This is a genomic window from Bartonella sp. AC10YNML (assembly GCF_042196825.1).
GTDB lineage: Bacteria > Pseudomonadota > Alphaproteobacteria > Rhizobiales > Rhizobiaceae > Bartonella.
In genome coordinates this window covers 156,268-168,709 of the sequence record NZ_JBHIRA010000002.1, presented here as the reverse complement: position 1 = coordinate 168,709, position 12,442 = coordinate 156,268, and the positions used below count along the sequence as shown (strand labels likewise).

The window sequence follows — 12,442 nt, the reverse complement described above, 5'->3', positions numbered from 1 at the left end:
CTATTCAATTGAGAGTTTATACCCTATTCCTCGCACAGTTTGGAGCCATATAGGAAGTGCTGGATTTTTTTCGATCTTACGGCGAAGGCGGTTGATTTGTACATCAATGGCACGTTCACTTATATTGCTGTCATCGGTCGCGAATTTATGGCGCGGAATTGTATCGCCTGCATTTTCGGCAAAAATGATCATCATTTCTTGTTCTTTATCGGTTAATTTAATAATTTCTCCTCTTTTTTTGAGTTCGCGCCGTGAAATTGAAAATATATAAGGACCAAAAATGATTTGCTCAATTTTAGGTTGGCTAAGGGGAAAACCACGTCGTAAAATGGCGTTGATGCGAAGGAGAAGTTCACGAGGGTCAAACGGCTTAGCCAGATAATCATCTGCCCCTGCTTCTAATCCACGGATACGATTGTCTATTTCTGATAAAGCTGTTAACATGAAGATAGGGACATCTTTTGTTTGACGGAGTGAATGAGTGAGATCAATACCGTTTTCGCCAGGCATCATGACATCAACAATAAGAAGATCAAAATCTAAACTTGCTAACAGTCGTCTTGCTTCATTCGCATTGGCTGAAACTGAAACACGAAATCCATTTTTAATGAGAAACTGAAATAAAAGATTGCGAATACGCGTATCGTCATCAATCACAAGAAGGTGAGGGGCATCGTCACACAAAACTTGAACGTGATTGCTCATTCTTAAAAAAACCTTGATAAAAATTTAGTTTACACAAAGTGCAAGTTTACATAAGTTGTATAAAGCTGTCGAGCAGCACCTTTACCTTAAAGGAGAGAAAGTTTTATTTATAAATTGAAAAAAGTTATTTTTGAAAAGGATATGATGGGTAGTCTTAATATACATATTATTCCAGTTACGACATTCCAACAAAATTGCACTTTGCTTTTTGATAGTGAATGTAAAACGGGGGTTCTCGTTGATCCTGGTGGTGATTGGCCGCGGATTCAAGACGTAATCGAAAAGAATGGTGTTATCGTTGAGGCTATTTGGATAACACATGGTCATTTTGATCATGTAGGAGCAGCAATGCAAGTGAAAGAAGCGCTTAATGTAAAAATTATCGGTTCACATCGCGATGATAAGCCTGTGATGGATGCCGTGAGCGAAAGCGCAAAAAATTATGGCATCACTGATGCTTGCATTTGTATTCCTGATCGATGGTTAGAAGATGGTGAGTGCGTTCATTTTGCTGGACATGTGTTTAAGGTTTTTCATACACCAGGGCATTCTCCTGGTCATGTTATTTATTTCAATGAAAAAGAGCGCTTAGCCCTCTTGGGTGATGTTCTTTTTCGTGGCTCTATTGGACGTACGGACTTCCCCTTCTGTTCCCATGAAAAATTGATGCAATCTCTTAGAGAAAAAGTTTTACCTTTAGGCAACGATGTTCGTTTCATCTGTGGGCATGGTCCCAAAAGTAGCATAGGCTATGAGCGCCAAAATAATCCTTTTCTTCAAGATTTTAATATATGAGCAAACAAAAAAACGCTTTGAAGCGTTTTTTTGCCATTTAAAACTTTTTAGTAGGGCAGAACAGAAGTTAATTTATTGGGGCATAACAAAGGTGTTCGACGCCTTTACGGTCTCGGAAAGTTCCTGTTTTAGGGTTGAAGGAACGGTATTTTTTCTTGCAATAGTTAAGCCAATCAGATTCTAATGATTGTTGTACTGGCTCATATTCCACCGTTTGCGGAGCTTCATAAATTATCTGTTCTTGTGGAACCTGTTGATATACAATTTGATGCTGTGGTGCGGTTTGATAAACAACTTGTGGCTGTTCTGGTTTTTTAAAAATTTTGCCGAGAAGTGCACCTGCTGCAAGAGCAAGAATGCCCATTGCTAAAGCTTCTCCTGAGTTATTTATATTAATACTACTGTGTTTTGTCTTTTTGCGCTCGACATAATGATATGTCTTGTGTTCAACATGATGGTGTTGTTGTGCTCCCCATTTATGGCTAACATAATGACGCTTGTGGGGATTATCAAAAGAGTGATGTTCACTATGAGAAAAATGGGAGCTAAAATTGTGAGACGGTAAACCAGCCTCCCTTCTCATATCATAGTTATGATACCATGCCATATCCGCAAGCGTTGGATCTAATGGCATCAAAACGGTTACAGTAGACATTGCCGTTAATACCGCTAACCTGATCACTTTTTTCATAATGATGCTCCTTGTGTCAATTCGTATTTTTCACATCCTACACGTTTCAAACTGAATAGAGACTGAACAATTTTGGACTTTATTGTGACAAAAAAATAAAAATTCATTTAGTTAAAAATATTATCAATACAATAAAATAAAATCATGACAGAATTTTGATTTCAATTAATGTACTCTTCTTAAGCTTAATTAAGCAGCTTGTATTTAGAGCACCAGATTTTTTACTATTGGTTATAAATTATTTATTGATGAGTACTTTTTTATTGCTTGATACAATATGAATTGAACAATAGGTGTATGAATAAAAGTTATCGTTTTTTATTATAGGCTTATGGTGCTAAGATAGAACCTTATTTCACCTTATTTGTGTGATTGAATACAGTCCTGTTTCACTACTCTCTTGTGAGGCTAAATATTGAGTTCGATATCATATTATAACTGTATAAATATAATATATTGCGGGAACTTTTTTTGATATATGGGAAACATTCTTGTTGGGATATGGCTGTTAGTTTGACAGTATTGGCATGACAAAATGCATTTGACACAAGATTGCTGATGAGACGCGTGAAGGCACGTGGGCGTGCCTGTATTTGTGTAGGGCTTTCAATGGTGTAGGAAAATTGACGTTTGTGAAGATGTGCATCGGTAGAGAATTTTTGCATAAGAGCATTTAAATCAAAAGTTTTAACACACTCACTTTCTTCACTACGGGCAAAAGAAAGGTAATCTTCTAACATGTTTTGCATGTCGCTCACATTTTGCTCAAGCGGCTTGATATCAAAGTCAGTATTTGCTAATGTTAGCTGAAGTTTAAAACGGGTGAGAATGGTTCTTAAATCATGGCTTACATCCGCAAGCATCATGGGGCGTTGTTCGATATATTTAGAAGATGGTGAGTGTGTGTATTTTGCTGGACATGAGTTTAGGGTTTTGCATACACTGGGGCATTCCCTTGGTCATGTTATTTGTTTCAATGAGAAAGAGCGCTTAGCCTTCTTGGGTGTTGTTCTCTTTCGTGGTTCTATTGGACGTACGGACTTCCCCTTCTGTTCTTATGAAAAATTGATGAAATCCCTTCGAGAAAAAGTTTTACCCTTAGGCGATGATGTTTGTTTTATCTGTGGGCATGATCCCAAAAGTAGTATAGACTATGAGCGCCAAAATAATACTTTTCTTCAAGATTTTAATATATGAGAAAACAAAAAAACGCTTTGAAGCGTTTTTTTGCCATTTAAAACTTTTTTAGTAGGACGCAACAGAAGTTAATTTATTGGGGCATAACAAATGTGTTCCAAACCATTACGGTCTCGAAAGGTCCCTGTTTTAGGGTTAAAGGAACGGTATTTTTTCTTGCAATAGTTAAGCCAATCAGATTCTAATGATTGCTGGAATGGCTCATATGCCACCGTTTGCTGCACTTGATAAACCCTTTGATTTTGTGGAACTTTTTGATAAATTACCTGACTTTGTGGTACTATTTGATAAACCACTTGTGGCTGTTCTGGTTTTTTTAAAATTGTACCAAGAATTGTACCTGTTGCAAGACCAAGAATGCCCACCGCTAAAGCATCTCCTGAGTTGTCTATATGAATATTACTGTGTTTTGTCTTTTTGCGCTCGACGTAATGATATGTTTTGTTTTCAACATGATGATAATGGTGGTGGTGGTGATGATGGTGTTGTTGTTGTTGTTGTTCCGTCTTACTATGTTTGGCTACAGACCTTTCATGTTTGGCTTTAAATCTTCTCTTGTTGTCATCAGAACTCTTGTGGAAATCATCAACAAACTTTTGGAAATCATCAGAAAAAAAGCCACGTTTTTTATCAGAACAATGGGAGTGAGAAAAACCGCAAGGCAGAATATCAGCTCTCTTCCTTATTTCCCTTATCGCATCATCTGTTTCTTTACGCATCTTCCTCATCATATCATCTATTTCTCTCGAGATAGAGTCACTACGATTCCATGCCATATCCGCAAGCGTTGCATTTAGCGGCATCAAAATGGTCACAGTTGACATTGCTGATAATACCGCTAACCTGATCACTTTTTTCATAATGATGCTCCTTGTGTTAATTCGTATTTTTCACATCCTACACGTTTCAAACTGAATAGAGCCTGAACAATTTTGGACTTTATTGTGACAAAACAAATAAATAAGCCATTTAGTAAAAGCTATCATAGATACTGACAAAATTTTGATTTCAATTTAATGTATTTAATTGATAAGATTGTATTGGTAGTAGATGATTTTTACTATGTTGTATAAAGTATTTATTTGGGAATAATTTGTTCCTATCAATTAATTTAATATAATTTAATAACTATTTTATAAATAAAGCCTATAGTTTTATCACTATATAATTATGATTAATATTAAATTATATATTATAGTATAATTGTATAAATATAATATATTTGTAGTAATATTTTGTTTCATGGGAGATATTTTTTAAAATTTGTCTGCATTTATTTATATTTTAGAAGTTTTTACAGTTTTAAAGATTTTTATAATAAGGTTGAACAAGAAAGATTTTTTAAAAAGTCAATAAGTTTAGGCATTTTTTGTAAAATATCCTCTCTTATGTTGTCTTAGAAAAATTGGAATATTTTTAATATTTGCTGTTATCTATTTTTAGGGCAATACTGTTTGCTCTTCATCGATAGTCAGTTTTTTAGAAGAGCTAAAGATTAGTTTTGGCGGTGTGAAATTTCTTGCTCCTTCATTGATTGCGTTTTTTTCGCTTTATTGTTGCTTGATTAGGGGTGTTTTTACGAGATTTTCCTTTTTGATTTTCCAAAATACCAGTGTCCATGGTTGGTCCCATGTGTGCAAGGTCTGGTTTGGAGAAAAGACTTGGTTGTAACACGGGCTCTTGGGGGGATTGTTCTCTATGATGTGTTAAGGGATTCTCCGCGAGTTCTAGTTCTATCTTTTGTAATTGTTTGATTTCATCGCGAAGGCGTGCTGCTTCTTCAAAATTAAGATCAGCAGCTGCTTCATGCATTAATTTTTCGAGGTGTTTAATATGAGATGCTAAATTGTTGCCAACTATATTTTTTTTCTCGATGACATCAGGGATATTTGTACGAATATGGTTGTTTTCATAGCCTGAATTGAGAATATCTCCGATATTTTTTTTGATACTTTTCGGTGTGATATGGTGTTCTTCATTATAGGCCATTTGTTTTTGTCGACGTCTTTGTGTCTCTTGTAAGGCTCGTTTTATGGAACCAGTGATCGTATCTGCATAGAGGATAACACGGCCATCTACGTTACGTGCAGCACGTCCGATTGTTTGTATGAGGGAAGTTTCAGAGCGCAAAAAGCCCTCTTTATCGGCATCTAGAATGGCAACAAAACCACATTCTGGAATATCTAAGCCTTCTCGGAGCAAGTTGATACCGATGAGGACATCAAAGGTGCCAAGCCGAAGATCGCGTAGAATTTCAATGCGTTCTAATGTATCAATGTCGGAATGCATATAGCGTACACGAATACCTTGTTCGTGGAGATATTCAGTTAAGTTTTCGGCCATACGCTTTGTGAGAACTGTCACCAATGTACGGTAGCCCTTTTGAATTGTTTTCCGAATTTCATTCACAACATCATCGACTTGAGTGCGTGCTGGACGAATTTCTGTTTCTGGATCGACAAGCCCTGTTGGGCGAATGATTTGTTCAGCAAAAATACCATGGGATTGTTCTATTTCCCAGCGTCCAGGTGTTGCGGAGACAGCAATTGTTTGTGGGCGCATGGCATCCCATTCTTCAAAGCGCAAAGGACGGTTGTCCATACAGGAAGGGAGGCGAAAACCATATTCTGCTAAAGTTGCTTTTCTGCGAAAATCACCTCGGTACATACCACCAATTTGGGGAATGGTTACATGGCTTTCATCGATAAAAACAAGAGAATTGAGTGGAATATATTCGAATAAAGTTGGGGGTGGTTCACCGGGATTTCGTCCTGTTAAATAACGTGAATAATTTTCAATTCCCGGACATGAACCGGTGGTTTCCAACATTTCCAAATCAAAAACTGTACGTTGTTCTAAACGTTGTGCTTCTAAAAGACGCCCAGCTTCGTTCAACTCATCGAGGCGTTGAACGAGTTCCATTTTGATAGATTTCATCGCTTGGTTAAGTGTTGGGCGTGGTATTACGTAGTGTGAGTTGGCATAAATTTTAATTGATTGAAGATCGCCTGTTTTTTGTCCGGTGAGAGGATCAAATTCCGTAATTGTTTCCACTTCATCGCCAAAGAGCGAAATACGCCAAGCACGATCTTCGAGGTGGGCAGGGAAAATTTCGATTGTATCCCCTCGTACACGAAAGGAACCACGAACGAAGTTGATATCTTGTCGATAATACTGTTGAGAGACTAAATCAGCCAAGAGTTTTCGTTGATTGAGTTTGTCCCCTTTTTCTATTTCGAAGGTCATAGCCGTATAGGTTTCTACGGAACCAATTCCGTAGATGCAGGAGACAGATGCGACGATAATAACATCATCACGCTCTAAGACGGCACGTGTTGCAGCATGACGCATCCGGTCGATTTGTTCATTAATAGAGGACTCTTTTTCAATATAAGTGTCAGAGCGTGCAACATAGGCTTCTGGTTGATAATAGTCATAATAAGAAACAAAATATTCGACAGCATTGTGAGGAAAAAAGCTTTTAAATTCTCCATAAAGCTGTGCCGCTAAAGTTTTATTTGGAGCTAAAATCAGAGCTGGACGCTGTGTTTTTTCAATGATATTGGCCATTGTATAGGTTTTTCCTGAGCCGGTAACACCCAAAAGCACTTGTGTACGTTCATCTTTTTGAATTCCCTCAACCAGAGTTTTAATGGCTTGAGGTTGATCTCCCGCTGGTTTAAAAGATGTTTCGAGTTGAAATGGAATACCACCTTCAGATTTTTCAGGACGAATAGGGCGGTGAGGTGTCCATAATGCACCATTCTTAAAAAGAGGATTACCTGAAGCAATGAGAGCAGAAAGAGCTTCTACTGTTGCAGTAACACCATTTTTCATTGTTGTATCCTTTGATAGAAGCGTGCTGGTGATTTTAAAGAAAATACTAATTTTTACAATTTCATTACAACAACAGCAAAACATTATTGAACAGATTTGTTTTGGTTTATTGGAGCTTTCATTAGGATCTTGATCAAGTTTTTTCTATGAGACAAATTCTTCGAAGTATTTCTTTGGAGGGAGCATATTTGTGGTTGTTCATAGACACTATTGCATTTTTTCCATGATGATATTCAAGAGGGCATAAGTTATTATGGCTGTTATGGAGAATAATCGGTACGTTTGGGCACTAAAGGCATTGTGTATGTGTGATAAAGATCATTTCCATCTTTAAATGAAAGATAACGAGATGACACCCAACCCATTTGAGCGTTATATCGGATATGGCACCAGTTTCCTTCACAGTTTTTGACAAAGACCAATTCCCCCGCAGAGATTAAGCCACAAAGCGCATACTGAGTGCTGGGGCCTGCTCTAAAATTAAGATTTCTCGTAACAAAGGCCTCTGCTGCCTCGGATATCGTTGTAGTTAAAAAGAAAGGAACAAACATAAAAAAAATTATGATTTTTTTCATTTTACTGCAAAGAACTTCTTTAGTAATTTTCTATCCTTCTCTCTTCGTATCACATATGATTTCTTTTGCCAGACTATGATAAAACAGAAAAAAATACAATTCTTTCTTCTTTAGGAGACTCAGCAGTAGAGTGAATTTTAATATTTTAAACACCAAAATGAGATGTTTTAAACACTATTGGTGCATGTTTTGTTCCCTTTATTTATTTTTATATGGAAAACAGAGAGACTGTACTATATAATGAAAAAGATCGTAGTTTTCGGATTCCAAAAGTAATTTTGGAAGCCGTTTTTTGTATTTTTATTAAACTTTCCGTGTAATAGAAAGGGACGGATTATGGAAAAAGTTCCGATGACTACAGCTGGTTTTGAAAGTCTTAAAGAAGAGTTGCGTTGGCGTCAACAACAGGAGCGTCCGCGGATTATTGAAGCAATTTCTGAGGCGCGAGCACATGGTGATTTGTCAGAAAATGCCGAGTATCATGCAGCTAAAGAAGCGCAAAGTCTTAATGAGGGGCGTATAAATGAGCTTGAAGATTATATCGCACGAGCAGAAGTGATAGATGTCTCGCGTCTTTCAGGTGACAAAATAAAATTTGGCGCAACCATTAAACTCTTGGATGAGGATACTGAAGAAAAAAAGGTGTATCAGATTGTAGGGGATCAAGAAGCTGATGTAAAAATTGGTAAAATCTCTATTTCTTCACCTATCGCACGTGCACTCATTGGCAAGCAAGAGGGTGACGTAATTGAGGTGAATGCGCCCGGTGGTGCGCATAATTACGAAATCATTGAGGTTCAGTACATCTAAACTATGTCTAAATTATTATGCGTATCTCTTTGGAAGAAACTGAGGTTATTGCGCCTCATTTAAAAAAGCGTTTGTCGGGAGTGACATCTACGATTATTCAGCTTATTCCACTACAGCGCGAACAGGGGGTGCGTATATCTACTTTGGGATTTGGATTACCACAAAACTTGCCTGCTCTTACCTTTAGGGACCTTTTCGGACTTTGGAAAAGTCCGAAAGGGAAATCATTTCGTATTTGGCATGCACGACGCAATATTGAGATGCTTTGTGGGATCTTTTTACGCGATATCTTGCGAATGAAGCTGAGGCTTATATTCACATCGGCTTCACAACGCCATCATAAGCCTTTTACCAAATGGTTGATTCGCCGTATGGATAGAGTTATTGCTACCAGTACGCATACGGGTGCTTATCTAGAAGTGCCTCACAAGGTTATTATGCATGGGGTGGATGTAAGGCGTTTTACGCCACCACAGACTCTTAATGATTACTTTTCTTCAACAGGATTTCCAGGAAAATATGCGGTAGGATGTTTTGGACGTGTGCGTAGCTCAAAGGGAACAGATTTATTTGTTGATGCTATGATAGCATTATTGCCCCACTATCCTGAGTGGACAGCACTTATTGCTGGTCGTACGACAGAACAACATTATCATTTTGAAAAAGAATTACGCCAAAAGATTGCTAAGGCTGATCTGAATGATCGCATTATTTTTCTTGGTGAGATTCTGGATACACCTTTATGGTATCGTCGTTTATCACTTTATGTGGCACCTTCTCGTACAGAAGGTTTCGGTTTAACACCATTAGAGGCAATGGCATCACAGGTTGCGGTTGTAACGAGTGATGCGGGAGCTTATAAAGAGTTGGTAGTAGCAGAAACAGGAACGGTTGTAAAAGCAGGAGATGGTTCGGCTTTAACGGCAGCGATTGAACTTTATTTTGCTGATGTAGAAAAAACATTAGCAGCCGGAAAGAAAGCTTTAACCCATGTTCGTACTCACTTTCCTTTGGAAAAGGAGGCAATTGAGATTGGAAGTATTTACAAAGAACTGTTTGCGGAAAAAATACTTTAAAATATATTATATCAAAAATCTTCTTGAGGAATGATAAAAAGTGTTTCCTTTAAAGGTTTTTTATGATCATCAAGAAAACATCTCAATTATATTAAGTGTTATTTCAAAAAAATTATCATGTCTTTCATATAACGCTATAAGAAGTTCTCAAAGTTTGGGATCAAAGATTAAAAAATCTATAGGTTTGAGAGCGATATATGGCTTATGACAAAGCATACGAGGAGAGAGAAGAATTATTTTAATTCCAGCAATATTTTAGAATGAGAAAATAATACTTTAACTTTTAAAGTCTAGAGATTTATGCACTATCTTAACGCTGTCATGCTAATATTATTACGTTTTGTAAGACTTAAATATAGAGCAAAAAAATTCTTATCTTAAATGAGAGAAAATTTTTGAGGTTTTCTGTAGTATTTTCATGGATAAAATAGTTGTACATATTTTTGGGTAGTAGAAATTCATAAACAAAATGTGCTCTGATTAATATATTGATATCATATAAATAATTTATCTTTGCAATTTGAATAAGAACTTTCAATATCGTATGATTCTTCCATGTCAAATCTGTTTATAGTAAATCAATAAAAACTATACATTTGCACGTCACAATTGGAAGAGAGCATGTGGCGGATAAAAACTATTTAAGAAAGGTGTAAAGAGATTTCTTATAAATTGTCTGAAATGCAGTCTGTTGCACATTAACAGCAGAAAAATAATATGATGGTGCTAATTGTATCTTATGTTGTGGTTTCGGTATGCACTTTATTATTTAAGTAAAAATGATGGGACCAATTAGATCTTATACCTTTCATAAGAATTGTTGTGAAATGAATAAGATGAGTATTGTGAGATGTTTTTTAACAAGCTCGTAAATTTGTAATAGAATGCATTCTATTTTCCATAAAGATGTTGTTCTATTAAAGAGAAAAAACACTTTTATCAGCAAATATTCATATTTTTGCATGAGGGATTATTCGTAAAAAAGAATGTTCTATGCGTCCACTTTATTTGATAAAGAAGATCAATAAAGTGAAGTTTTATATGTTATGGCTTTGAGAGTATTGGTATTTGATTGTTTTTGTTGAATTATTTTTATATCATTGATATGATGTTTTGTATGAAATTTTAGGAAATCTTCAGTAGATTGGGTGAGGGGTGAATATTATGACGCATACTGTTCTCGCCTTTTTATCTTGTAAATTTTTTATCATGGTAGCATAAAATACTCTATGCATTAGAATTGTTCACGCCAGAAAGCGGGAATAAAAAGGACGAATATTGTTATGATTTCAAGGCGTCCAGCTAACATTAGAAAACTTAAAATCCATAAAGCATTATCATTGATTGTAGAGAAATTACCTGCAGGGCCAATGATATCTCCAAAGCCTGGACCAACATTTGAAAGTGCGGTTAAGACACCTGTAAAGGAAGAGGTAAAGTCAAGACCGGTTGTAAGCAAAAGTGCAGTGCCGATAACAAGGCAGAACATATAAAGACATACAAAAAATAAAACGGCTTGAGCAACATCGTTTGATATATTTGAGTGATCATAGCGAGCTTTTACGACAACATTAGGAGAAAGAAGTTTTTGTATATTTGTTTGTGTAATACGCCAAAGAATAATAAGGCGATTGATTTTCATACCACCAGAAGTAGAACCAGCACACCCACCTGTAAAAGAAACAATAAAGAAAATTCCAAGCGCAAAGGGGCCCCAAAGTTGATAATCTTCAGCACTGTAACCTGTGGTACTAATAATGGATGAAAGGTGAAAAATGGCATCAAGAAAAACCAAATGGAAAGCGCGATGATCATGAAACCGTAGCCACACTGCTAAAGCAAAGCTGAAAAGGAGAACGATATGGAGAAAAACAATTACTTGTGGATCAAGGAAGCGTTTGGAGTGTCCAGGAAGAACTAATTTAACATAAAGGACGAAGGGTAAAGCAGAAAGCAACATGAAGATTGTTGAGATAATTAAGATAGCTGGTGTATTAGAAAAATAGCCAAAAGAAGCATCGTGAGTCGAAAAACCAGCAGTTGCTACTGTACTCATTGCATGGTTAATGGCATCAAATAAATTCATGCCTGCAGCAAAATAAGAAAGCATACAAGCCAATGTGAGACCAACATAAGCTATGATAATTCCATTAGCAATTTGGTTGATGCGAGGCAATATTTTTTCAGATTTATCAGATGATTCCATATGAAAAAGTCGTACTCCCCCCACACGCAGTGAAGGCAAAATCAAGAGGGCTAAACCGATAAAACCGATGCCTCCAATCCAGCATATGATAGAACGCCATAACAAAATACTTCGCGACAAATTATCAAGACCCGAAAGGACTGTAGAGCCTGTTGTTGTAATTCCAGAGACAGATTCAAAGATGGCACCTGCTAGAGAAATGGGTAGAGGGGAAAGATAAAGAGGTAAGGCACCCACGATGCTTCCTGTGAGCCAAAGACAAACAGTGAGCATAAAACCAAGGCGTGCTGAAAAACGACAAGTAGCCCCCTTAGTTGCTAAAAGAATCAGCGTTGCTAACATGGTGGTTATGGCACAAGAATAGAGAAAGCTTATCCAATTACGATTGTTGTCGTGCAAATCCACAAAAATTGGCAAAAGCATTGCTCCTCCCATGATTAAGGCAAAACGTGCACAGACATTGATAATAAATTGAAAAATGATCGTTCCCTATCTTTGTATCTCTTTTTATTATGGTTTTGTGCTCATAAGAAGTTACATTTTTCTCTTT

At 36.7% G+C, this 12,442-nt stretch carries 9 protein-coding genes and 2 pseudogenes; 4 read left to right on the top strand and 7 right to left on the bottom strand.

All coding sequences use genetic code 11. The features are described 5' to 3' along the window. Complete coding sequence (locus ACFINA_RS01875; protein WP_375606339.1) at positions 1-705, bottom strand: response regulator; 705 nt, start codon at positions 703-705, stop codon at positions 1-3. A gap of 144 nt (positions 706-849) precedes the next feature. On the opposite strand from ACFINA_RS01875, the gene ACFINA_RS01870 reads away from it, so the two are divergent. Next, on the top strand, positions 850-1,500 hold the full coding sequence (locus ACFINA_RS01870) for an MBL fold metallo-hydrolase (protein ID WP_375606477.1): 651 nt from the start codon (positions 850-852) through the stop codon (positions 1,498-1,500). A gap of 67 nt (positions 1,501-1,567) precedes the next feature. Here ACFINA_RS01870 and ACFINA_RS01865 read toward each other — a convergent pair whose 3' ends face one another. Next, positions 1,568-2,191: a BA14K family protein gene (locus tag ACFINA_RS01865; protein WP_375614975.1), complete on the bottom strand. Its 624-nt coding sequence runs from the start codon at positions 2,189-2,191 to the stop codon at positions 1,568-1,570. Between the two features lie 482 nt (positions 2,192-2,673). Continuing rightward, a pseudogene (locus tag ACFINA_RS01860) lies at positions 2,674-3,078 on the bottom strand (sensor histidine kinase); the annotation flags it as partial. Between ACFINA_RS01860 and ACFINA_RS01855 the strand changes: the two are divergent. Next, positions 3,074-3,388, top strand: a pseudogene (locus ACFINA_RS01855) (MBL fold metallo-hydrolase); the annotation flags it as partial. The pseudogenes ACFINA_RS01860 and ACFINA_RS01855 sit on opposite strands and share 5 nt — an antisense overlap. Before the next feature lie 68 nt (positions 3,389-3,456). Here ACFINA_RS01855 and ACFINA_RS01850 read toward each other — a convergent pair. The 3 genes from ACFINA_RS01850 to ACFINA_RS01840 all read right to left on the bottom strand — a co-directional run bounded on the left by ACFINA_RS01850 (position 3,457) and on the right by ACFINA_RS01840 (position 7,800). Next, positions 3,457-4,248, bottom strand: a complete 792-nt coding sequence (locus ACFINA_RS01850) for a BA14K family protein (RefSeq protein ID WP_375614974.1) — start codon at positions 4,246-4,248, stop codon at positions 3,457-3,459. A 667-nt stretch (positions 4,249-4,915) separates the two neighbouring features. After that, positions 4,916-7,225, bottom strand: coding sequence for an excinuclease ABC subunit UvrB (gene uvrB, locus ACFINA_RS01845; protein WP_375606336.1), 2,310 nt, complete (start codon positions 7,223-7,225; stop codon positions 4,916-4,918). 260 nt (positions 7,226-7,485) lie between these two features. Then, on the bottom strand, positions 7,486-7,800 hold the full coding sequence (locus ACFINA_RS01840) for an SH3 domain-containing protein (protein ID WP_375606335.1): 315 nt from the start codon (positions 7,798-7,800) through the stop codon (positions 7,486-7,488). A 336-nt stretch (positions 7,801-8,136) separates the two neighbouring features. Between ACFINA_RS01840 and greA the strand changes: the two genes are divergently transcribed. After that, the gene (gene greA / locus ACFINA_RS01835) at positions 8,137-8,610 is read left to right on the top strand and encodes a transcription elongation factor GreA (protein ID WP_375609123.1); all 474 of its coding nucleotides are present in this window, start codon (positions 8,137-8,139) and stop codon (positions 8,608-8,610) included. Between the two features lie 17 nt (positions 8,611-8,627). Then, complete coding sequence (locus tag ACFINA_RS01830; protein ID WP_375606333.1) at positions 8,628-9,686, top strand: glycosyltransferase family 4 protein; 1,059 nt, start codon at positions 8,628-8,630, stop codon at positions 9,684-9,686. A gap of 1,234 nt (positions 9,687-10,920) precedes the next feature. Here ACFINA_RS01830 and ACFINA_RS01825 read toward each other — a convergent pair. Continuing rightward, entirely contained in the window at positions 10,921-12,315 is a 1,395-nt protein-coding gene (locus ACFINA_RS01825) for a TrkH family potassium uptake protein (RefSeq protein WP_375606332.1), read from the bottom strand. Positions 12,316-12,442: the final 127 nt, after the last annotated feature.